Source organism: Roseofilum reptotaenium CS-1145, from assembly GCF_028330985.1.
Classification (GTDB): domain Bacteria; phylum Cyanobacteriota; class Cyanobacteriia; order Cyanobacteriales; family Desertifilaceae; genus Roseofilum; species Roseofilum reptotaenium.
Genome location: NZ_JAQMUE010000045.1, coordinates 1 through 22602, shown reverse-complemented (window position 1 = coordinate 22602; position 22602 = coordinate 1). Strand labels below are relative to the sequence as shown.

Annotated in this window: 25 protein-coding genes and 2 pseudogenes; 8 read left to right on the top strand and 19 right to left on the bottom strand. The window is 44.7% G+C overall.

The window, feature by feature from the left end:
* Window positions 1-22: 22 nt before the first annotated feature.
* A complete protein-coding gene (locus PN466_RS07635; RefSeq protein ID WP_271938323.1) occupies window positions 23-1114 on the bottom strand; it encodes a metallophosphoesterase family protein in 1092 nt (363 codons plus the stop codon).
* 260 nt (window positions 1115-1374) lie between these two features.
* Between PN466_RS07635 and PN466_RS07630 the strand changes: the two genes are divergently transcribed.
* Both PN466_RS07630 and PN466_RS07625 read left to right on the top strand, forming a co-directional pair.
* A complete protein-coding gene (locus tag PN466_RS07630; RefSeq protein ID WP_390889981.1) occupies window positions 1375-2412 on the top strand; it encodes an adenosine deaminase in 1038 nt (345 codons plus the stop codon).
* 115 nt (window positions 2413-2527) lie between these two features.
* Window positions 2528-3058, top strand: a complete 531-nt coding sequence (locus PN466_RS07625) for a DUF4330 domain-containing protein (RefSeq protein ID WP_271938320.1) — start codon at window positions 2528-2530, stop codon at window positions 3056-3058.
* Window positions 3059-3223: 165 nt separating this feature from the next.
* Here PN466_RS07625 and PN466_RS07620 read toward each other — a convergent pair whose 3' ends face one another.
* A complete protein-coding gene (locus PN466_RS07620; RefSeq protein WP_271938318.1) occupies window positions 3224-4504 on the bottom strand; it encodes a Zn-dependent hydrolase in 1281 nt (426 codons plus the stop codon).
* Window positions 4505-4528: 24 nt separating this feature from the next.
* Here PN466_RS07620 and PN466_RS07615 point away from each other — a divergent pair, with 24 nt between their 5' ends.
* Window positions 4529-5500: an XdhC family protein gene (locus PN466_RS07615; protein WP_271938317.1), complete on the top strand. Its 972-nt coding sequence runs from the start codon at window positions 4529-4531 to the stop codon at window positions 5498-5500.
* Window positions 5501-5520: 20 nt separating this feature from the next.
* On the opposite strand, the gene PN466_RS07610 is transcribed toward PN466_RS07615, so the two are convergent.
* The 4 genes from PN466_RS07610 to PN466_RS07595 all read right to left on the bottom strand — a co-directional run bounded on the left by PN466_RS07610 (window position 5521) and on the right by PN466_RS07595 (window position 10195).
* Window positions 5521-5700 (bottom strand): hypothetical protein, encoded by a 180-nt coding sequence (locus tag PN466_RS07610; RefSeq protein WP_271938315.1) that lies wholly within the window; start codon window positions 5698-5700, stop codon window positions 5521-5523.
* 357 nt (window positions 5701-6057) lie between these two features.
* Window positions 6058-7227 (bottom strand): HhoA/HhoB/HtrA family serine endopeptidase, encoded by a 1170-nt coding sequence (locus PN466_RS07605; RefSeq protein WP_271938313.1) that lies wholly within the window; start codon window positions 7225-7227, stop codon window positions 6058-6060.
* Between the two features lie 170 nt (window positions 7228-7397).
* Window positions 7398-9332: a CHASE2 domain-containing protein gene (locus tag PN466_RS07600; protein ID WP_271938311.1), complete on the bottom strand. Its 1935-nt coding sequence runs from the start codon at window positions 9330-9332 to the stop codon at window positions 7398-7400.
* Window positions 9333-9346: 14 nt separating this feature from the next.
* Window positions 9347-10195, bottom strand: a complete 849-nt coding sequence (locus tag PN466_RS07595) for a DUF928 domain-containing protein (RefSeq protein ID WP_271938309.1) — start codon at window positions 10193-10195, stop codon at window positions 9347-9349.
* 308 nt (window positions 10196-10503) lie between these two features.
* On the opposite strand from PN466_RS07595, the gene PN466_RS07590 reads away from it, so the two are divergent.
* Window positions 10504-11391 carry an acyl-CoA desaturase gene (locus PN466_RS07590; RefSeq protein WP_278003020.1) on the top strand — a complete coding sequence of 296 codons (888 nt, stop codon included), beginning with the start codon at window positions 10504-10506 and terminating at the stop codon, window positions 11389-11391.
* 313 nt (window positions 11392-11704) lie between these two features.
* Here the strand turns inward: PN466_RS07590 and PN466_RS07585 are convergent, their stop codons facing one another.
* The 4 genes from PN466_RS07585 to PN466_RS25895 all read right to left on the bottom strand — a co-directional run bounded on the left by PN466_RS07585 (window position 11705) and on the right by PN466_RS25895 (window position 13931).
* Window positions 11705-12169, bottom strand: a complete 465-nt coding sequence (locus PN466_RS07585; RefSeq protein ID WP_271938307.1) for a DNA phosphorothioation-associated protein 4 — start codon at window positions 12167-12169, stop codon at window positions 11705-11707.
* Between the two features lie 21 nt (window positions 12170-12190).
* Window positions 12191-12526: a photosystem II reaction center protein Psb28 gene (psb28, locus tag PN466_RS07580; RefSeq protein WP_271938305.1), complete on the bottom strand. Its 336-nt coding sequence runs from the start codon at window positions 12524-12526 to the stop codon at window positions 12191-12193.
* A 140-nt stretch (window positions 12527-12666) separates the two neighbouring features.
* Window positions 12667-13107 carry a hypothetical protein gene (locus PN466_RS25900; protein ID WP_271938304.1) on the bottom strand — a complete coding sequence of 147 codons (441 nt, stop codon included), beginning with the start codon at window positions 13105-13107 and terminating at the stop codon, window positions 12667-12669.
* Window positions 13108-13127: 20 nt separating this feature from the next.
* On the bottom strand, window positions 13128-13931 hold the full coding sequence (locus PN466_RS25895) for a potassium channel family protein (RefSeq protein ID WP_271938302.1): 804 nt from the start codon (window positions 13929-13931) through the stop codon (window positions 13128-13130).
* A gap of 167 nt (window positions 13932-14098) precedes the next feature.
* Here PN466_RS25895 and PN466_RS07565 point away from each other — a divergent pair, with 167 nt between their 5' ends.
* Window positions 14099-15016, top strand: coding sequence for a metallophosphoesterase family protein (locus PN466_RS07565; protein ID WP_278003019.1), 918 nt, complete (start codon window positions 14099-14101; stop codon window positions 15014-15016).
* 29 nt (window positions 15017-15045) lie between these two features.
* On the opposite strand, the gene rph is transcribed toward PN466_RS07565, so the two are convergent.
* From rph to PN466_RS07540, 5 genes are all read right to left on the bottom strand, one after another.
* The gene (gene rph / locus PN466_RS07560; protein ID WP_271938298.1) at window positions 15046-15762 is read right to left on the bottom strand and encodes a ribonuclease PH; all 717 of its coding nucleotides are present in this window, start codon (window positions 15760-15762) and stop codon (window positions 15046-15048) included.
* Window positions 15763-15768: 6 nt separating this feature from the next.
* The gene (locus PN466_RS07555) at window positions 15769-16326 is read right to left on the bottom strand and encodes a nucleoside monophosphate kinase (RefSeq protein ID WP_313898558.1); all 558 of its coding nucleotides are present in this window, start codon (window positions 16324-16326) and stop codon (window positions 15769-15771) included.
* 60 nt (window positions 16327-16386) lie between these two features.
* Window positions 16387-16557, bottom strand: a complete 171-nt coding sequence (locus PN466_RS07550) for a hypothetical protein (protein ID WP_271938294.1) — start codon at window positions 16555-16557, stop codon at window positions 16387-16389.
* A complete protein-coding gene (locus tag PN466_RS07545) occupies window positions 16547-17143 on the bottom strand; it encodes a DUF6151 family protein (protein ID WP_271938292.1) in 597 nt (198 codons plus the stop codon). Before PN466_RS07545 ends, PN466_RS07550 begins: the two co-directional genes overlap by 11 nt.
* A gap of 83 nt (window positions 17144-17226) precedes the next feature.
* Window positions 17227-17649, bottom strand: a complete 423-nt coding sequence (locus tag PN466_RS07540) for a GFA family protein (RefSeq protein ID WP_271938290.1) — start codon at window positions 17647-17649, stop codon at window positions 17227-17229.
* Window positions 17650-18000: 351 nt separating this feature from the next.
* Here PN466_RS07540 and PN466_RS07535 point away from each other — a divergent pair, with 351 nt between their 5' ends.
* Window positions 18001-18582, top strand: a complete 582-nt coding sequence (locus tag PN466_RS07535) for a TetR/AcrR family transcriptional regulator (RefSeq protein WP_271938288.1) — start codon at window positions 18001-18003, stop codon at window positions 18580-18582.
* A gap of 88 nt (window positions 18583-18670) precedes the next feature.
* The gene (locus PN466_RS07530) at window positions 18671-19348 is read left to right on the top strand and encodes a GNAT family N-acetyltransferase (protein WP_271938286.1); all 678 of its coding nucleotides are present in this window, start codon (window positions 18671-18673) and stop codon (window positions 19346-19348) included.
* A gap of 242 nt (window positions 19349-19590) precedes the next feature.
* On the opposite strand, the gene minC is transcribed toward PN466_RS07530, so the two are convergent.
* The 4 genes and pseudogenes from minC to PN466_RS07510 all read right to left on the bottom strand — a co-directional run bounded on the left by minC (window position 19591) and on the right by PN466_RS07510 (window position 22326).
* Window positions 19591-20571, bottom strand: a complete 981-nt coding sequence (gene minC, locus PN466_RS07525; protein ID WP_271938284.1) for a septum site-determining protein MinC — start codon at window positions 20569-20571, stop codon at window positions 19591-19593.
* Window positions 20572-20601: 30 nt separating this feature from the next.
* Window positions 20602-21378: pseudogene (locus PN466_RS07520) on the bottom strand (GAF domain-containing protein); the annotation flags it as partial.
* Between the two features lie 339 nt (window positions 21379-21717).
* Window positions 21718-21930 carry a sensor histidine kinase gene (locus PN466_RS07515; RefSeq protein WP_271938339.1) on the bottom strand — a complete coding sequence of 71 codons (213 nt, stop codon included), beginning with the start codon at window positions 21928-21930 and terminating at the stop codon, window positions 21718-21720.
* Window positions 21931-22017: 87 nt separating this feature from the next.
* Complete coding sequence (locus PN466_RS07510; protein WP_271938283.1) at window positions 22018-22326, bottom strand: hypothetical protein; 309 nt, start codon at window positions 22324-22326, stop codon at window positions 22018-22020.
* A gap of 81 nt (window positions 22327-22407) precedes the next feature.
* Here PN466_RS07510 and PN466_RS07505 point away from each other — a divergent pair.
* Window positions 22408-22602 (top strand): annotated as a pseudogene (locus tag PN466_RS07505) (helix-turn-helix domain-containing protein); the annotation flags it as partial.

The following is a 22602-nucleotide window of genomic DNA, read 5'->3' as shown; positions in this document are numbered from 1 at the left end:
CGCTATATCCGATCGAACACTCTCAAAATTCGATCGCTCTGTGATTATCCCCTAGATCGGGCTGGGCGCTAAAGCTCTCAAAGTAGGTTCGCAGATCTTCAGGAAAATGGGGAAAGTGAAACTGGGTATCCCCTTGGGCAATATCTGCCCAAAAATAGCGCAGAGAAACCACCCATTGCTGTGCGTCTTCCTCCGTTAAGTTGCAAGGATCTCCGGTTAATAGACGCATCATAAATGGGTGCGATCGCTCTCCCATCCATTCCCGTGAAAATTCGCCTAAATTCTCCCAACCGGGAAGGGTTTTTATCTGATGGGATTGAATCTCCATTCTCGTTTTTCCCTCAGCTTGCGAGGTAACTTTTAAGGTTCGATAAGCATGGGGATAACTCACCAAAGATCCGGTAGTAATTTCATATAAATTACCCTGTTGGGCAATATCCTGAACATGCAAATGACCGGTAAACATTAAATTGATGCCTGATTCCTGCAATACATTAATTAAGCGCGGCCCATTTTTTAACATATAGCGTTGGCCTAAACAATGAGTGCGCTGATCCGGTAAATGTTCAATCACATTATGATGAATCATCACCAAACGTAAGGGTTCACTCGTAGTTGCTAAAATATCCTCTAACCATTCAAACTGGGCTTCATTCAGATACCCATAGCCGAATTGTTTCCCGTCTTCATCAAATTCATTAGAATCTAAAGCAATGAGACGCACACCTGGTAAGAGTTCACAGGTATAATCGGTTTGTCGAGATTGGTGATATCCAAATTGATGATAATAGGTGGGAAACTTAGCACGACTAATTGAGGTTTCATTGCCCCACTGAGTCGGGATATCATGATTGCCTGGAATCACATAAACTGGATAGGGCAACTGGGAAAGGCACTCTTTTAACCATTGATGATTTTCTGGCTCTCCATGTTGAGTTAAATCCCCTGGCAAGAGCAAAAAATCCAGATCCAATTGACTGAGATGATCGAGGGCTAACTCTAAGGCTGGAATACTGATTTCCACTAGATGGAAGCGCTTAGGATGATCCCAAATGGTATGGGGTAGGGCAATATGTAAATCACTGATAATGGCAAACTGAAACTCAAAGTCCATTTTTGATTTCTAAAAAAACGATCATAAAATATTAAAGGTAATTATATCATTCTCCGTTTCAGATCTGTTGTAAAACCCCTAGGATCTCTATAGAAATACTCGATAAAAATCATGGATTATATTGACGAAATCACTGGGATGTATCTAAGCGGACAAAATCTAGATCAATTTGCTAAAATGTGGAATAGATAAAATCTCTCATTGACCCATTGAGTTTTTAGTATCTATGCTTACTGAATAACAGAGGAGTATTGATCGTGATTAATGATTGGATTCGAGAGTTACCGAAAGCAGAATTACATATTCATATTGAAGGATCTTTGGAACCGGAATTAATGTTTGCCTTAGCCGATCGCCACCAGATGACCCTTCCCTATAATTCCATAGAAGCTGCCCATCAGGCCTATCAATTCCAAGATTTACAATCATTTCTGGATCTCTACTATGCAGGAGCCAATGTCCTCTGTACTGAGCAAGACTTTTATGACCTCACCTGGGCTTATCTACAACGGGCCGACAAGCAAACCATACGCCATACGGAAATTTTCTTTGACCCTCAAACCCATACCCAGCGGGGAATTGCTTTTGAAGTTGCGATCGCTGGCATTCATCAAGCCTTGGTCGATGGTCAAAGTCAACTGGGCATATCTTCCGGTCTAATTCTGTGTTTTTTACGTCATCTGAGCGCTGAAGATGCAATGAAAACCCTAGAAGATGCACTCCCTTACCAAGATTGGATCGTTGGGGTGGGTTTAGATTCTTCAGAACGAGGTCATCCCCCTTCTAAGTTTACTGCTGTTTTCGATCGCGCCAGAGCGCATGGGTTGTTGACTGTTGCTCACGCAGGAGAAGAAGGGCCTCCTGAGTATATCTGGGAAGCGATCGACTCACTCAAAGTCTCCCGCATTGACCATGGAGTGAGATCGCCAGAAGACCCTAAACTGATGGCATGGCTCAAAGAACAGCAAATTCCCCTCACGGTTTGTCCCCTCTCCAATATTGAGCTGGGTGTCTTTGAAACCCTCGAGCAACATCCCATCAAACAATTACTAGATGCCGGCTTACGAGTAACCGTTAACTCGGACGATCCAGCCTACTTTGGGGGCTATGTGCAAGAAAACTTCATGGCTATCTATGAAGCCCTAAACTTGAGTCAACAGGACTTATATCAATTGGCGAAAAACTCGTTTCTGAGTTCATTTGTATCGGAATCAGCAAAAGAAATAGCGATCGCCGAACTTGATGCCTATATGCATCAAACCTTACAGGAGTTGCCTCCGTTATACAATACCCTCTAATTCTCCGGCACTCCCTTGAGCAAAAGTTCATCCTCTATTACCTATTACCTATTACCTTTTGCCTAGCCCATGCTATCCTGAGCCAAGATTATCCTGTTTTCTTTCTATCTCCACTATGGCACTGTTAGATTCAAAAGGTCGGTTATTTGGCAAATTCTCCATTCTCGATCTCGGCGCGCTCGTCGTCATCGGCCTAGTCTTATTCGGCATTTTCTTCTATCCAGGAACCTCTGGATCTGTTGCCCAAGTGGGAGTAGTCACCAAACCCGTAGAAGTCGATGTTATTGTTCGGGGGTTAAGTGTACGGACTCCAGAAGCCTTGATTCAGGAATTCCAAGAAAGCCAGACAACCAATATTGTTATCCGCAATCAACCCTATGGAAGCGTAACCGTTAAATCCGTAGAACGCTTAGAACGTCCGGTTATTATTCCTCAACCGGATGGTAGTGCCAAAGCCTTAGAAGATCCCAGAGAACAGAGTCGTTTTTCCCTCGATATGTTAATGACTCTGACTGGAAATGCCCAAATTACTGATAGCGGTGTAGTGTTGGGCAATAGTAAGCTCAAAATTGGCACACCTGTAGAGTTGGAAGGGTTTACGTATAACTTCAATGGCAGTGTGATAGAAGTTCGCGTTCCTGAATAGTAACCGATCTTATGGGGCGATCGCCCCTTGTAGCTACACAGTGGAGAAGGCAATAGGCAACAGAAGATGTCCTAACTATCCTTTGCACTGCTATAGCACTAATTCCAGAAACTTCGGAAGCTGCTTTCGCATTGCTTTGAGATCAATAAGAATTTTAGGAGATGTCTAATATTCTTGATCCAATTTTAGTAAAGTATGCAATAAAACCCTTGCTCCTTGCAGACAATCGCGATCGCCAGTATACTCTTCTCCGGAATGGCTAATTCCCCCTTGAGAAGGCACGAAAATCATCCCCATATCCGTACAGCGTCCCAATTCTTGGGCATCATGACTCGCGCGACTAGGGAGGGAAAGATGGCTTAATCCTAAGTCTTGGCACACACTGGCGATCTGCTGTTGAATTTTGGCAGAGGCGAGAGTCGCTTGAACGTTCAGCAGGGGTTCGATGGTAATTTGAGTTCCTGTCGCCGTCGAAATTTGTTCTAATTGGATTGTTAAGTCAGCGACTAAACCGTCGAGGCTTGGCTGATTCAAATCTCGAATATCGACAGTCATTTTAACTAAGCTGGGAATAATATTAGGGGCATTGGGAAACACTTGCAGTGTGCCTACCGTAGCAACTGGATCGCCAGGAGCCGATTCGGCTAAGTGTTCGACTCCGAGGACAATTCGAGCGGCAGCAGTGAGGGCATCTTTACGCATTCCCATCGGTGTGGTTCCAGCATGGTTAGCTCTACCTTTAACGGTGACGATATAGCGTTGTTGGCCAACAATCCCTTGAACAATCCCAATTTGTTTACCCAATTGTTCTAGGACGGCTCCTTGCTCGACATGCAACTCTAAAAAGGCGGCGATGTCTTGGCGGCTTTGTTTCGCTTCGGCTAAAGTGTGCCAATTACCGCCCACTTTAGCTAAGGCATCGATGATAGAAAGATTGACTTTGGTTTGATAGTCTTCTGGATTTAAAGATGCCCTTCCAGAAATCGCTTTACAACCGATCATGGTGCTTTCTTCATCAGTTAAGACAATGACTTCTAGAGGATGATTGAAGTGTTGTTGATGGTCATTTAAAACCCGAACCACTTCAAGTCCAGCAAGGACTCCCAATGCTCCGTCAAACTTACCGCCAGACACGACTGTATCGAGATGGGAACCGGTGGCTAAGACGGGAAGATGGGGCTGTTTTCCGGGATAGGTTCCGCGCAAGTTTCCGGCACTATCAACTCGGACTCTCATGCCTGCTTCTTCCATCCACTGACGCACTAGGGCACGTGCTTGGAGATCTTCGTCAGAAAAGGCAAGGCGACAAATACTGCGATCGCCCTTTTGACCAATTTTCGCCAGTTCTTCTAAGGAACTCTGGAGACGTTGGGCATTAATTTGCAGAGTTTCAATCATAGTCATTAATGGGTAATGGGTAATGGCGATATAATCCAGAGAGACCATCCAAGGGCAGTTCAGCACCCAGCTATGTCACTGCAATTTTATCAACAGTTACTCAAGCCTTTGCAAACCCAAGATGTGGCGATCGCCACAGTCATCAAAACAACTGGCTCTGTACCGAGGGAAGTGGGGGCGAAAATGGCGCTCTGTGGCGATGGCACGCTGTTGGATACCATTGGCGGAGGAGCGGGAGAAGCCAAGGTTTTAAGCACCATGGAGAACGTTTTAGCATCGGGCGATCCGCAGAAGGTGAACATTGACCTATCCGGTGCAGTTCAGCGAGTTACCGAGGGGGTTTGTGGGGGGCAAATGCAGGTGTGGGTGGCTAAATGGTCCGGAGAAGCGGCGATCATGTTAATCACCCGTATCCTAGATCGGCTCAATCAGGGTCATACGGTGCGTCTATTTACCCCCTTTTCTCCCGGTTTCTCTCCCCATCTTCTCAGCCTGAACTCTCCCCAACCCTCCCCACAATCAGGATTTATCGACTTGATTGAACCTCCTCCCCTACTCCTGATTATCGGTGCAGGTCATGTGGGGGAAAAACTCGCTCAAGTTACTACATTATTAGGCTTTCAAGTCGTTATTCAAGACGATCGCCCCCAATGGGCTAATCCTGAGCGTTTCCCCTCTGCATTAGCGATTTGCACCGATTCCATAACCACCCTTTTAGACCAATGGCCTTATCATCATCCCCTTTATATCGCCATGGTCACTCGTGGATATGATTACGACCTCGAAGCCCTAACGAGTTTGCTACAGAACAATCTCCCCCATCGCTATATTGGCATGATTGGATCGGTTAAACGGGTGAACAAAATCCACAAAGCACTCGCAGATTATCCCATTCCTTTAGATAAACTCAATCGGATCTATGCCCCCATTGGATTGGATATTGGAGCCTTAACACCAGCAGAAATTGCCATTAGTATTGGAGCCGAGTTAGTCTTAGTCCAACGGGGTGGAACCGGTTTACCTTTATCGGAAGCAAACCGTTAGGAGATATTTGACTAACTTAGCTATTTTGCAGGATTATTAGCTTGATCTTGGTTAATACAACTGGGTTTTTGTACATACTGGCAAACCTTTTGCCATAATTTGTCGCGAGTGGCTGGCGGCCCATAGGAAAACAAAACCCGATCGCTACCGACCATCTTTTGAATCTTGACACCACAGACGGGACAGGTTTGTTCTGACATCAGCTTACTTCCACCATCGGTCAACAGTTTGGGACAGTATAGCGCATCTTTTCAAAAAAGCTAGGTTTTTGTGCTTATCCCCTCTCCCTCTTTTCCCATTCTGGGACCATGAGGCGGCTGACAGGGAATAGGGAATAGACATATTGGGAATTATAGTGTTACGTTTTATGGTTAGGACATTTCTAAATAAATCTTTCACAGTGTAGATCCTGATATTAGCGTCGCTAGAGGCAATTTTCTCCAACCCATACCCATTTAAAATTTTCAATTTTAAATTGATATAAGATTCCGAAAAGCTTTAGCTTTTCGGAATGCGACAGAAGAGGGAGCTTGTTGATTTATTGTAGGAGGAATAGATTAATTCTCCATGACCTCTTCTAACTGGGCCGTTTTCACCCGGAATTGTCGGGTCTGATTGCCCCGTTTTACCTGAATGGACAAGGACGTACCTAAACCACTTTGATCGACTATGCGCTGCAATTCATCTGCTGTTTTAATCGGTTGATTATCAATAGCAATGATGACATCCCCTCGACGTAAACCCGCATCAGCCGCAGGAGTATCTGGAATCACTTTCATGACTAAAATTCCTTCAATTTCGGGCAAAAATAAGGGAGCGTTGGGATCGCTATTATTTTCTTTGGCTAACTCTGGAGTAAGGTTGATAATTTGCACGCCAATGTAAGGATGGGCGACTTTTTCTCCTTTCGTGAGTTGTCCTTGAATGGCTTTGGCTTTATTAATCGGAATGGCAAATCCAATTCCGGTGGCATTGGCGCGAATAGCGGTATTAATTCCAATTACTTCGCCTTGGTCGTTGAGCAGGGGGCCGCCGGAATTTCCGGGGTTAATCGCGGCATCAGTTTGGATAAAGTCTACCCGTTTATCGGGAATGCCGACTTCTGAAGAGGGGCGATTAAGGGTGCTGATAATACCGAGGGTGACGGTGTTATCTAAGCCTAGGGGGTTGCCGACGGCGATCGCCCAATCTCCGACTTGTACGCGATCGGAATCTCCCAAGGGAGCCATCGGTAATTGCCCTTGGGGGTCGTCAATTTCCACGACGGCTAAGTCCGTAACCCGATCGGTGCCCAAAACGTTGCCTTCAAAGGAGCGGCCATCTTTGAGAGTCACTTGTACGCGGTCTGCACCACTAACGACATGGGCATTGGTCAGAATAATCCCATTCGAGTCGATGATAAATCCTGAGCCTTGGCCCCGTTGCAGTTCTTCACGGGGTGCAGTATTAAAAAACTCTTCACCAAAAAACCGTTGAAAGAAGGGATCGGTCATAAAGGGGTCTATATTCCGTACAATGGTACGCTCCGTATCAATCCGCACGACTGCTGGACCAACTTGATTCACAGCACTCGTAACAAAATTGTTGGCTCCCGGCTGAGGCACTTGGAGGGCCAGTGCAGAGGGTACGGCAAAGTTGAAGAACAGGGCCAAAAGAGAAATGGAAAGTAGAAATAAAATGTTCCCTGAGCGGAGTCGAAAAGAACATTTTCTAGACACTAAATGCATAATCAACCATCAAAATTACTATGTACAACGTTGGGTAATATCGTAACTCGCTGGGTGGGTATTAATAACCCGATGGCGTAAGGAAGAGGCAATAGAGGATGGGAGTAGGGACAAAGTTTTTTCGCTTCTACCCAACCGACAAATCTTTTCCAGGAAAAATAGTTTACCTCTTACCTACTACCGATTACTTGATAAATTTTAACGGGTGCGGTGCGACCTTTGAGGGAGACCGATCCGATCGCCTGGGTCGGAAATTGCCCCTTGATTTTTTCATAGGTTTCTTCACTAATCAGGATGCGACATAAGCCGCCATCTAAGGTTTTATCATAACTTTCTAAACGAGCCGCAACATTAACACTATCGCCAATGGTGGTATAGTTCATCCGTTGGTCAGAACCGAGGGAACCCGCGACCACTTCGCCAGTAGCGATACCCACCCGCATGGCTACAGTCGGGAGTCCGGAGGCTTTCCAAGCACGGTTGAGCGATCGCAGTTTTTTCCCCATTTCTACAGCACACTGTACCGCTAATTGGGCATCTTGGGCGATCGCCTCTGGAGTATTGCTAGGAATAGGAACCCCAAAAACCGCCATCACCGCATCGCCAATAAATTTATCCACTACCCCATCATGATTTAAGACAATATTGACCATGGCATTCATATACTGATTTAACCAAACCATCAGGGTTTCCGGGTCTATACTTTCGCTAATGGTCGTAAAACCTTGCAAGTCCGTAAATAAAACCGTAGCCGTCAGTTTTCGTCCCGTTAGTTTCCCTTCATTGAGCAGTTGGTGTCGGTCTCTCCAAACAGCTTGGGCAATTTTAGGTGTGACGTGGCGTTCAAATAAATGCATAATGGTTTGTCGGTTGTGGCGCTCTAACAAGCCAATATAAGCTGTAATTGAAATGGCTGCCCCGAATAGTGCAACTAAGGGAGGAAAAACAGGTAACCACCAACCCAATAGAAATGCTCCATACGTGATTAAGGTTAAGCCAAAACTACAGAAAAACACGCTGATCATTTTCCAACGGATACGCAAGAAAATCCAGCCTAAAATAGCTCCCCAAGTTGACCAAAATCCAATCCAAAGTCCTTCTTCAATTTCTGACCAAAACTGGATTTGGGGACGGCCATCTAAAGCTGCGCTAATGATGTGACTGGCAAGATCTGCATGAAGTTCAACCCCGGAACGAATCCCCCCTTCTTGGAAACTATAGCCAAAGGGGGTAATGAAGCGGTCATTGAGACTTGCTGCTTTTCCACCAATGAGGACAATGCGATCGCGCATCAGATTGGGGGGGAGGCGATCGTCTAAAACATCACTGAGAGTTACTGTTTCAAATAATTGACAAGGCTGCTGGGAAAGCAAACAAAACCGAGAGCGAAAATTTAACATAATCTGATAGCCTCCGGTATCTGCATTCACATATCCGCCATCATTCGGTTGGAGGGGGCTAAAAATAGCTTTTCCCAAGCCTACCTTACCCCTGTGGGCATCGAGCATCTCTAATTTAACGCCCTCGTCTTGCAGGTAATCCAAAGCCAATCGAGTCCCCAATCCATAAAACGTTTTACCGCCACTATCGCGAACTGACAATAACATCCGTCTAATTTTGCCATCACCATCGAGAATCAAATCGGCTGCTGAAACTTGATTGAGTTCCTCTAAAACTGGGGAAGAAGCCACCGACTCTCCCAGGCGATCGCCCTCAATTTTGGCAATCCCAATTAAGTTTGGGGTATTTCTCGCGACCTCCACAAACTGCTGATAACCCGGTTCTACGGGCAAATCTCGATACAGATCCAAGCCGATCGCCCTAGGATGTTGGGACTGGATTTTCTCAATTAATTGAGTCAAAACTCGATCGGATAGGGGCCATTTTTGCATTTGCTGAATATCCGATTCGGTAATGCCTACAATTACAATTCTTTCATCCATCGGTTCTATGGGTCGCCAGCGGAAAAATTGGTCTAATGCTGCCCATTCTAACAGTTGGAATACTCCGAACATTCGCAATCCAATAACCGCTAATGCTATGCTCGGAGAAATCAGAATAACCCCTCTCCATTCTTCCCAATTTTGTTGGATTTTTTTCCACATATATAGCCAGAGGACTAAGACTGACAACAATCAACGATTGAAGAATCTAGAATTAAGGGGTCAATATCAGTGATTTGATCTTGCAATAAATGCTTCCAGGTTTTTTGCAATTTATCATTATTTGGATCCTTTTCCAATTGTTCATATAAAATACTCAAGGTGTCGAACCAAATCCCTTCTTCAGCATAGGTGAGTATCATTTCCATAACTGAAGAAGCCTCTACTTTTTGCTGGAGGGTTTCATCCACTGCAATTTTTTTGATCCATCCGGAAGACGGAAAAGCAAAGGAGGGTTCACTGCCTGGAGTAACTTGGGGACATTGTACGTAAATTGCCCATTCATAATATTGGTCATTTTCTAAGTTCCCTTCCAAGGGAATTCTTATAATTCCCGGTTTCTGAGGAATATCAATCACCCGCTCATCAATAATTTGTCCATTGGGATAAGGCTGATTATCCGTGACAATAAATTCAATTTGAGTGGCCACCGTGTCCGGGATATAAACAAAAAAGTCAGGAGAAGGATCGACGGTTAAGCCATACTTAATGCCTTGAATTGTTTTGGGGACTAATACGGTCACTGGCATTTCATGGGGTAAACATTTAGGGCCTCGACTGGCTCCACCAACTGTTTCACGGGGTGCCCCTTGACCTGGAGGCGGTTCAAAGTCAATTTGTAGCACTTCTTCTAAAAGGCGACTCCCTCCACCTACGGTTTCATTAGGTCTCCCAGCACCAGGGGGAGGTTCAAAATTGGGATCTGTGGGCAGTTGGGCAGAAGCTTGGGGGACAGAGAAGGCTCCAGTTAAAACGGCCGCATAGCAGCTCAGGTAGATTAAGGTTTTAGAAAAAGGCTGAAACATGGTAGAGAGCGCTTTGCGCTGGTAAGGGGTAATGGGTCATGAGAAAACGCTATATAGCACTTTGTGCTAAAGAATAGGGAATAGCTTGTATGGCTTAGGGTCTAAGGCTTCAAGCTGTACTCCTCCAGAAGAGAGAAGTGCTATATATCTGGAAAATGAGTTCCCAGAGATGGCTCCTATTACTGTTATATCTTGTTGACTGACCCGCATCTGGACTCTCTGGAGTGCTGGGAGTATCTCCTTCAGAAGAAGGGTGTGATATCGTTAGGTTTGGTCAGGAGTTGAACAAAGGATACTACAACAATACAATGCCGAATTACTCCCTACTTACAAAGGTTTCGTATGTTATCGGGCCAATATTGATTATCGTTAGTCATATTGGATCGTTCATGGTTTTACTCACTGGCTTATCTTGGGGTGCGATCGCCTGGATTATTTTTTTATATTTCATCCGAATGCTGGCTACGACAGGCATTTACCATCGACTGCTTACCCACAAAAGCTATCAAGCTCATCCTTTTATTCTCTGGTTAGGATGTATAGTCGGTGCATCGGCTGGACAAATGGGCCCAAGTTGGTGGAAAGCTCACCATCTCTGTCATCATCAATATGCCGAACAAGACCTCGATCCCCACTCTCCCCATGCACCCTATAAGGGAATGCGTGGATTTTATTGGTCTCAAGGGGGATGGTTGCTCTCTAAAAAGTTCTTCCCTACTCAACTACCGAGTGATGTGGAAAATAATCTTCCCTTAAGGATACTCGATCGCTTACATTTTCTGCCTCTGGTTGCCCTAGGAGTCGTTTCTTATGCGATCGGTGGCTGGGAATATTTGGGTGCGTTTTTCCTGAGTACCACCTTACTTTTCCATGGGGTACAAACAGTGAATTCATTTTGCCATATTACCGGCTCTGAATACTTTGAAACCAATGATTTGAGCCGCAATAATGGCTGGGTGGCGTTTCTCACGTTAGGGGAAGGCTGGCATAATCTTCATCATGCGTTTCCTTCCTCAAGTCGCCATGGCATTATGCTCCGTGAAGATAAGGTAATTTATCTGCCCGATCCTACTTATGCATTTATTAAAATGCTAGAGTTTCTCAAGTTGGCTTCTAAACCGAGAATACCGAGTGAAACAGCGCTTTTGAAACGCTCGAAGAAGGAGACAGAGTTACCAGTTTTAGTGGAAACTTAGGTTAATTATTTCTTGATGAAGCAGTGCTTATAGCGCTTCAGGCTAGGAAAAAGTCTTGTTTTACAAGCTTTTGAACATTAGAAGGGTAATATAACAAGGGGCTTAAGCTCCTTATAGTTGTTGTAATTAAGGATGGGACATGGTTGTAGGGGCGAACGGCCGTTCGCCCCTGCAGATACCGTTGTTGTAGATAAATCTTGGTGTGTCAATCTTAATTAAAATGACTATATCTCTCCTAACGAGGCTATTAATTATTTATAGACTTGCAAAGAAAACAGTAAAACGTAGTTTTCCCTATTCCCTATTCCCTAAATTATAAAAATTGCCGTAAATCGAATTCCGGGGTGGATTCTTGGGGATGCTGGTGTTTGAGCAACATCAGGGGGAGATGATGAGTAATATCAATGATGCCGCGCAACTCATCTTGTAGGATTTGTAGCCCCCCATTGGCATAGTCTTCGAGGATTTGAATTTGACTGGCGATCGCCTCTTCAGAAGACAGGGAAAGCACGCTAACGTCCTCAGTTTTGGCGATCGCCAATAGGCGAATGGTGAGATCGTATCCCCGCGATCGAAAAATCTCCCAGGCAATGGGAGCGGGTTCCTTAGCAATAACATCATTCAGGGGAACCGCTTGATTACGGTGATATCCCAGAGTAGCCGCAAACATCACCACATCTGCATAGGTTTCAAACGGTGCATTATCTTCGTTAGATTCAACCAACCGCTTGACTAACTCTCCCTTATCCTTCGCTAATCGAATGCGGTATCCTGCCATCCTACCTCGTCCCAGATCGTTCTATGCTTTCTGAAAGCCTAAACCATGATCTTTGGCGTAACGTTCCATAAAGCGCATAAACCGATCCCACTTCGCCTCTCCTTCCATCACATACAAGGCTTCTACAGTCGTGGGTTTACCGTCAATAAACTTAGCTTTTACTTCCCGACTGACGATTTCCCCTTCTTCATCAATCAGATGTAACCCAGTGACTTCATCAGTATTGCCTTCCTTAAAAACGGTGGGATCGGAAAAAATAAATGTTGCTGTACCACTACTTTTATCTCTAGCACGGGTCAGACGTACTTCAGGAACATCTTTTTCTGTGATTCCTTTGGTTAACTGGATTTCTGCCATATTTTTGTGATTTAGGGTAATTCAAACGAATTAAAGGTGTCTTACTATCATGTCAGTACCAGGGAAGTTGTGCAACTATAGCACTTCGCGCTAGGGAATGGGGAAGAGGGAATAGGGAATAGAGAAAAACCCAGTATTCCCTATTCTCCAGTCTGTTGATAAAAGGGCTGGATTAATTCGGCTTTGACTCGCGATCGCTTTAATTCTCGCACTAAACGCTCGGCTTGATGGAGATAGAGCGGTTTCGGTAAAATTTGGGGCAGGTTATTCATCAACTCACGAGCGCCACTTAAACGATATCCAGACATCCGAGAAATGACATTAGCTCCATCAAAAGCCGAATCCTTAGTCAGTGCAGAATTGATGCGAACCTGCCAAGTCGGAGAGGCAATCGTTCCTTGTTCAATGCGTTTTAAGCCTTCAATCGAAGACAATACCACAATGCGATCGCCCACTGCTAACAGCAGATCGTCAGAAGGCATCAAGGTTGCCGTCTCTGGTGGGGTTTGATGAAGGACTACCACCACCCCATAGCCATAAGCCACTTCACTAATTAGTAATCCATGTAACGTATCAATCACTTCAATTTGATATTCCGTAACTAAAATTGTTTGATGATGATAGCGAAACAGACTAATAATATTTTCACCAAAAGCGGCTCCAGCAGCGTTCCTTGCTCAGACCAATGTCTCCTGAATTTGGGGCCTTGTCGATCGTGAGTTAGAGAAAATTTTTCTACTACTTCCACATAAACTATGGTATCTCCTGGTTTCACCACATTCTGGGGATTCCCCGGTCTAGGAAGATAAAATAGAACTCGTCGCTTAGTGGTATTGATGTCTTGAAGCGATCGCGTATTACACCATCGATGACCCTCTTCAAGTTCATGACTCATCACCTGTATACTCTGGCCATCTAACTCAAAAAAGCCCAAGGTTTCTGCACCTAAACCGGCTAAACCAAAAGCACTAGCGATCATTTGTGTCGGTTCAGCCGCAAAAAAGTTACCCAACTGTTCGCTCAAGAGTTGATTCAAATTATGGGCGGCAGAACGCACAACAATTCTGACATTTGGATTCAATTGGCGTACCGCTAAAGCAGTTTGGGCATTGACTTCTTCATTACTCGTGACAATTAAAACAGTTCGACAGGTTTGAATTTGAGCCTGTTCAAGAATATGCAGTTGCCGACAATCTCCTACAATCAAGGTATCTAATAATTCAGGAACTGTAGATAATTCCCACTGAGCAGGAGGACTTTGTTCAATAGCACGGACAACGACTCCAAAGTTTTTCAAGGCGATCGCACATTCTTGACCGAGACGACCTAAACCACAGATTAAAAAGCGATCGCCATTCGACTCTGGAGCATTCTCTTCTAATGGGGTATGTGAAAAGCTTGACATACTCTGAGTTCTCACATTTACAGGATTTCACCCACTTCTTGAATTGAATTCTTAGGCATTCTCTAGAAAGGAATATTATGTGAGCTACATTATAGTTAGCCTTAAGTATAAAGCCCGTAAAGCGATACGGTCTCTCTAACTTAGTATATAGATAAACTCAAACCGTAATGAAGATGAAACGTCGTGAACTCCTGCGTTGGGCAGCCGGAATTGCCTTCGGATGGGTAATTGGTAAAGGGATGATAGCTAATCCCTTTCAACCCTCCTTAAAAACTGATATCTCCAAGAATCATCTAACCTTTCCAGATGGAGGTTCTCCTTTGCTGCGGTTTATGTCTGTTGCTGATACCGGAACTGGGGCCGAGGGTCAATATGCAGTGTCCTCAGCAATGGTTCAGTACGCCCAACAATTCCCCTGTGAATTAGTGGTTTTAGCGGGAGATAATATTTACAACAATGGTGAAATTGAAAAAATTAAAGCCGTTTTTGAAGACCCTTATCGCCTCTTGCTTGAACAGGGTGTTCCCTTTTACGCCTGTTTAGGAAATCACGATATTCGCACGGATAATGGTGTTCCTCAAACCCAATATCCTCTGTTCAATATGGGAGGAAAACGCTACTACAGTTTCCGTCGGGGCAGTGTACAGTTTTGGGCTTTAGATACCAATTCTAATGCGGACTGGGTAAACCAATTGGCTTGGTTAGAGCAAGAGTTAAGCCAATCCGATGCTCCTTGGAAAATTGTGTTTGGCCATCACCAAATCTATTCTTCTGCTCACTATGGATTAAACACCAAATTAATTGAAACTCTCACGCCCTTATTTCAAAAATATGGGGTACAACTGTATATTAATGGCCACGAGCATGTCTATGAACGAACGTATGCGATTAATGGTACAACCTACCTCATCTGTGGAGCAGGGGCAGGAGTGCGGGATGTCGGTCGTTCAGCATGGACAGCCCATTCTGCTTCTCGTCTGAGTTTTGCCGCCTATGAGGTCTATGAGGATCGCATCCTTGTCCAAGCAATAGGTACGGATCATCAAGTGTTTGATCGGGGGGTAATAGGAATGGGTAATGGGTAATGACGGTTCTCTATGTCTCCCTATTTAGCTCAAGAAAGAGCATCCTGTTGAGCACTCAAGAGTTGCTCAATTCCTACTTCTGCCCTATCTAGCATCTGATTGAGTTGGTGACGGTTAAAGCTGCCCTGTTCGGCGGTTCCTTGGACTTCGATCGCCTCTAGGCGATCGTTCATAACCACGTTAAAATCGACTTGGGCAATGACATCTTCTTCGTAGCACAAGTCTAAATAGGGTTCGCCTTCGAGTAATCCAACAGAGACAGCCGCGACTCGATGACGTAAAGGAGACTGGGTTAATTTACCTTGTGCTAGTAATTGATTAATGGCATCTACTACAGCCACATATCCCCCAGTAATGGAGGCGGTACGAGTGCCTGCATCTGCTTGCAGGACATCAGCATCGACGGTTAGGGTGCGCTCACCTAACTGTTCTAAGTCCAAAGATGCTCTTAAACTGCGTCCAATTAACCGTTGAATTTCTTGTGTGCGTCCTGATAATTTCAAGAGTTCCCTGGGGTGGCGCTGGGGGGTGGCGTTGGGAAGCATTCGATATTCTGCGGTGAGCCATCCTTTCCCCGTTCCTTCTAAAAATTTGGGTACACTCTCTTGTACAGATACGGTACACAAGACTTGAGTATCGCCAAAACTGGTGAGGACTGAACCCCAAGCAAACTTGGTGAAACCGCGTTCAAACCGAATGGGACGGAGCTGATCCGGTTGACGACCATCAGGACGGGGTAGAGCCATAATATCTTAATGTTCCCTGGAATTTGCTATCAGTCGAGTTTGCAGTTCGGCCAGCACTTGGTCTTGGGATTGATTCCCATCGACGGTGAGTAGTCGCTGACGTTTGTCATAATAATCCAGAATGGGGACAGTCCGAGTTTGAAACAGTTCAATCCGTCGTTCGATTAAGTGGGGCAGATCTTCAGATTCACCCATGGCTAACCGCCTTTCCATCATTACTGGTTCTGAGGTATCTAGGAAGATAGCCCAGTTGAGTTGTTGCTGTAGCTCATCAAGTAAAAAATCGAGTTCTTCGGCTTGGAATGCGGTGCGAGGATAACCTTCTAGGAGCCATCCAGTGCTGGTATCGGCTTGTAGGAGGCGATCGCGGATAAAAGTAATTAAAATCGGATCGGGTACAAATTCTGCCCGTTCTACATAGGGTTGGCATTGTACACCTAATTCGGTTTGCTCGGCGATCGCCCTTTTCAGAATTGCTCCCATGGACACTAACGGAATCTGGAAGCGATCGCACAAACCCCTTGCTTGTGTACTTTTCCCCGCACCCGGGCCGCCCAAAATCACCAATCTCAAGGTTCTTCTCCTCCCCAACTCGTCTTTAGTAGACCAGAGTACCAAATAACCTTAGCCCATCGCGAGGCGATCGCTAGGCTGACGAGGTGGGGTTTGGGTAAACAGATTTGGGTTTTCGTCACGCTCAAGTCCAAAGATGTTTTGGATGCTGGCAAGGGTTGTAAAGCTGCTGTAAGACAGGGGAGACTCGGGTTTTTTTCGATTTGTTAGGTTAGATCTCATTCATAACGTCCTGGTATTCTCGATCGCTCAGTAGTTTTGGGTTGACTGTGGGCATTTCGGAGTCAGCCGAAAAGAAAGGAGTCTGTTTGTAGCTGCCATCAATTCGTGCCCTCAAAATTCTAGCCATATTTCGGGCGATCGTTGCGACAAGCCCTACTGGCTTTGGTTTTGGCTCCCCTTTGGCAGATTTGGTGTGAACGTAGCTGCATACTCGACCAAAGGAATTATCCAGTGTTACTTCAGACGATTCTAAACAGTTATGGACAAGACCAACGAAAGACATCTTATAGCTTGGGAGGGTATTTCCAATTGGTGTTTTGCAACAGCTAGTATACCAACGCAACAGGCCGGTTTCCGTAAGGCGCATACAGGCTAAGACTTCAGTCCCTTGAGTCAAAGAGACATTTTTGGGGAGCGTCTGAATGATGTCTGTTCCACCCTGATGATCGAGAATTTCACTACTTCTCCCTAAGAAGTGAGCAAATGCCTGACAGTCCCGACAATAACAAATAACCCGATTAGCACGATTAACATTGGCAACACTCCCCTGAAGACAACCACATCTACACCGTATCGGATGGCTCATTTTGCTATTTCCTCACTCGAAGATTTAGCCCCAGGATACCCTATTTGCTTGAGCTGGAGGAATTGATTATGGTTGTGCCTTGCTCATAAAATTCCATCGGGTAACTGTTGAAACGATGGGATACCCTCATAGGGATCATGCCAAGTTGCTTTAGACTCAATATTTACATGAGCCGAAGGACGAAAGTCTATATATGTATCTACTGTGGAAAGAACAATACTTAGATATATCGATTTATCTTGGGCATAATTCATTAGCCTTGTTCCGCAGTGCGAGCAAAATGCTCTAAATCCACCCAAATCATTTTTGTGTTCTTTTAGTAAATTTTCACCTTTTGTGATTTTAAGTGTATCTCCTTTGCCAAAAGTCAGCGTAGCAAATGCAGAACCATGAGCCTTTCTACAGAAAGAACAGTGACAGTTGAATGTTTTTTCCGGAATGAGTTCTACTTCGTATTCAATCTGACCACAAAGACAGCTACCTTTTACCATTTTTTCTGAGAACATAACTATTAATCAATATCGTATCACAAGGAATCATCCACAAAATGAGGACGGGTAATATCCGTCTTCTTTCCTCTAATAAAAACGATTATTTCTCCGGGGATGAAAAGCTTCATTGAGCAATCCTTCACCTTGAATCTAAGGCTACGTTTGACTTTGAGTATTGCTGCCTTGCCCTTCCTTGAGTCTGGAGCCATTCATTTCTAAAAAGACTTAACACCATACCGTCTGGACGGTATAGTAAATTTATAAATGAATTCTTGCTATTGGTAATCCAGCCTTTAACCCAGTGCGGCTTGCCTATAAAAGAGTGAATTACATATATTGTCCACACCCGATTTTGAGGCTATTGCTATGGCAGCCGATCAAAAGTCAAAAGCGCGATTGGCAACTCGTGAAAAAATTTTGCACGCTGCGAGTCAAGTCATCCTGAATAAGGGTGTGGAAGCATTAACCCTTGATGCAGTTGCTCGACAAGCAGAAGTTAGCAAAGGAGGATTGCTCTATCACTTTCCGAATAAGAATGCATTGATTATTAATTTGGGTGAGCAACTGCTGCAAAATTTTGAAGCAGCTCTACAGCATGAGTTTGAACAAGATGATGCACCGGGAACGCCGGGACAGTGGCTCAGAGCTTATGTCCGTTCTACGGAACGAATAAGTCAAGAATCCCTTGCCTTGTTCGCCCGTTTATCATCCATCCTTGTCGAAATACCACCTGAACTATTGCAGTATTTTGCAGCTTATGAAGAGCGGTTTAATCAACATCTTGAAGCCGACGGACTCGATCCAGTACAGGCCAGGATTATTCAGTTAGCTATTGATGGACTGTGGTTTTCAGAAGTCTTTCAAATGCTTGTACCCCATGCAGAAATGCGCGATCGCGTTGTGGAAACCTTATTAACGATGACGCGCTCTCTTCCATCGACCGATTAAGTCAATATTGACAACCTCTAACAGTCAACTGACTTGCTGATTTTGGGAAGTTCCATATCGTTTCAATCCAATTTTAAGGAGATTTTTCATGCAAGGTCATCACATGCAAGACGCAACTCAAAGTCCGGCAAAAGCGATCGTGAATGCGGATATTGTTCCTCTGAAACCATCCGATTTTACAATTGCATCAGAGTATCTTGCAGCCGCATTCAGCCAAGATCCTATGATCGGTTACTTTTTGCCGGAAGAAACGGTAGCCAAGAAAAGGGCGCTTCAGCACTTTAGCCGATCCTTTCTCAACTTCGCGCAGCTATACGGTCACATTTATACTACTGCTGACGATCCCAAAGGAGTCGCCATTTGTTTGCCTCCAGAAGCATTTGACATTTCGCTGCCACAGCTCTGGCAGGTGCTAACCTCGGGACTCATGATCAGTCCATTGTATATGCGTTGGAGTCGGATACAGGAATTTGTGGCATTCTTCAACACGCAGATTCAAATGCATGACCAGCTTTCTCCAGAACCTCATTGGTATTTAGGAATGCTAGGCGTTTCGCCAAAATGCCAAGGACAAGGAATTGGAGGAATGCTGCTTCAGCCAATCTTGGAAGAATCAGATCGCACCAAGATGCCTTGTTATTTAGAAACGACTACTCCCGGAGCCGTACGGTTCTATGAGCGACATGGGTTTGAAGTGGTTCACCAAGGAATGTTTGCCGATCGCCAGTATTGGTCAATGAAACGCTATCCCCAAAGCTTATCTTGATCGGAACCATATTTCTAATGATGGCGATCGCGACATCATTATCGATCTAGAAGAAACAAGTGTCTGTAAGTCGGTTTAGTGAGTTACGCAGGAGCAAAGTTATACATCTATTGATCGACTTCTCTCCTGCTAATTCCTCTTCTGTCACTTTCCAGTTTCAATTAATAAGAAATGCGATTTCAATTTAACAATAAATTGTAAGAGTTTGAGACTAGAACGACCCTTGAGAGTTGTAACATTAATTAAAGTTCTGGTTGTTCATCGGCTAGAGCTTGACGGACTTTCTGAAAATCCATAGCTCCAGCAATGCGAATGCCTTCGGGGGTGGCGTAGGCGACCTCTGGATAAGGTTTAGGCAAGGAATGTTGGGGTGCTCTGGCAACTTGACCGGCAATGCGGACTTGAGTCGGCTCCATATCTAAAGCCATGATCACACATTCTGGGTTCCCGATTGCTCCTGCATGAGCAACTCCTCGCAGTCTTCCCCAGATCAGGATATCACCATCGGCAACAATAGAGGCTCCAGGATTAACATCCCCTTGGATAATTACAGTTCCTTTATGGCGAATTTCCACACCCGATCGCAACGTCGTCTGTAAATAGAGGGGTTCTTCTTGCAGTTGTAGGGGTTGGGAGGGAGCCGACTTGAGGGGATCGGTGCGGGTAACCTGTTGCACCGAATAGCCACAGGTGGCGGCTGCTACAGCAGTTTGGCGGCGTTGAGTTTCCACCTGTTCTAATTGAAGTTGGGATTGTTTCAGGATATCAGCGATCGCCTGAAGTTGGCGCATATCCAATAAACGGTCTTCGGCGATTAAATGAACCGGTACATTCGATTCTCGCAGGCGATCGCTGCCTTTGAGCAACACCTGAATTTGTTGAAACAACTCCGTCCAAGTACAACTTAATTCTCCCTCTGGGGGTAAAATCAACTTAAAATGAGTATCTTGGGATTTCAACTTTACCGGAATATCTTTGAGCGAGCGCTGTTCCGGGGACGACTCTGGGTCAAATTCTGCACCTTGGCTTCCCTCGGCAACCCCCTCTAGAGGTTGAACCTCTTGCTGTGGAGTTTCTTGGAGGAGTGCAGGCGGTTCTGAAGCCACAGCATCAACGGGTTGATCCGGAGTCCCCTCTGAAGGAGCCGCATCTAAGCTGACAGCAAAAGTTAAGGAAGCAGGAGAAACAGAAGATTCAGGCATGAGCGATCGCACTTTTGGCATTGCTTTTAATGCATTATATAGCGCCCGGTGCTAGTCATTATCAAAACTTAACTCATGTCCACCCAGGTGATTGTTGACAGGCAAACCGATGCAGAACTGTGTTCCTTCACCGAGTTCTGGTTCAGCAACTTTTTGCTCTAATGTCTGGTTGGAATTTTCCAGATCTTGATAGAGTCTGGCATTTTGTAAAGAGATGATTGCTTGGGCGGCGATAACATTGAGTAGTTCGAGGCGATCACTAGTAAATGCCCCAGGGGTAACCTGATTTTCCAGATATAAAATCCCCCGGAGTTGACCCCGATCGAGTAAGGGCATACAGAGGATACTTTGAGGTTGGTATCGTATCAGATAAATATCGGAGACGAATCGCGCTTGTTTGCTTAAATCATTTAGGAAAGCATCAGCTTGAGATTGTTGGGTGACAATTGCTAAAGTCCCCAAATCGAATGAGCTACCAATGCAAGCAGCTAACTTTAAAACCGTCTGAGTTTCTTCGGGTAACTTCTCTAGCCTTGCTGCCATAAATTCTACGACATCATCCGTTAAAGACAGTTCTCGTACTTTAGTAATGTCACACTGCCAATAACCGATCTCGAAGTTAAACTCAATCCACCCATCCTCATGCAGGGATTTCAGAAATTGATTGGTAAAAAAGGGATTCCCTTTAGTTTTTTGATACACCAATTCTGTCAACGGTTTAGCTAAGTCAAGGTTGCAACTCAGGGTATCTGCTACCAGACGATTAATCTTTCTTTGGGGGAGTGCGGTTAGAGTAATCGTCTGAATATTTGCCGATGTTTTACTAATTCCCTCTCAGTGGACTAATTCCATCGCATCCTGGGATTTAAAAGGTAGTTGTCTTGTTAACAGTTCGATTCTCTTTGCTATAAAGTACAGCTTGAAGCCTCAGACCCTAAGTAATACAAGCTACTGCCTATTCCTAGAGTGCGAAGTGCCATATTAGGAGACTCTTTAAATGCTCAAACCTAGCACCCATCTTCTATTGAATCTCTTTTGCCTGCGGTCTTGGGCGATTAAATGAATCAGTCGATTTTGATTCTTGCAGGCGATCGCTTATTCTAAGCAACAATATAGCTTTTAGTGCATCATATAGCGCTGGATACTGGTTATAATCAAACAGTATAGCTAGATAGGCAAGTGAATGCCAAATTGTGTTCCCTGACCCAGCTCAGAGTCAACCGTTAGAGTTCCTCCATGGGTTGCGACCACAATTTGGTGCGCGATCGCCAGGCCCAAACCGGTTCCTTGTCCGACTTTTTTGGTCGTAAATCCTTGCTCGAAAATGTGTGCTTTGACTTCGTCTGGCATTCCCGTCCCATTATCGGCAATTCTTACAATATAGCGTTTCTCTCTTCTATGAGGTACAGCTTGAAACCTTAGAACCTAAGCTATACAAGCTATTGCCTATTCCCTATTGCCTATTCCCTATTCCCTAGCGCGAAGCGCTATAGTGCTATCGAGACCCTCGTGCAGATTAAAATCGTTTCTTTCATTGGTATCTGTGCGAGAAAAGGTTCGTAAAGATGTACTGATATTCCTCATGCGCTTTACCCCTTCCTCCATAGATTTGATCAGCTTGGGAAGGTCTTCCATCAAGAACTCCAACTCGATTTTCTCAGCATTTTCTTCAATATCAGGTGTCGGTTGATATTGCTCTTCATACAGGACTAAATGGCCGAGTAAATTCTGAATATGTTCAATCGCATACTTGATATTACCTTGGATAAAATTCAAGGGATTATTAATTAGACATCTCCTAAAAATAATACTAGAGTAAAAAGTATGTTATAATTCAATTTTGCCGAAGATAAAATCATGAGCAATATTGACGCGTTTCTGCGACAATATCCCCAGGAAACCCAAAGAGTATTAGGGATTAATGCCGAGCAACTGGAGAGTTTAACTCAGATAGGAAAACAGAAATATCAGGAAAAGAAAAAAGAAAAACCTAGACTCATAAAAGCGGGAGGAGGTAGGGAAGCTAAACTTAGGTTAGAAGAGCAGATTATT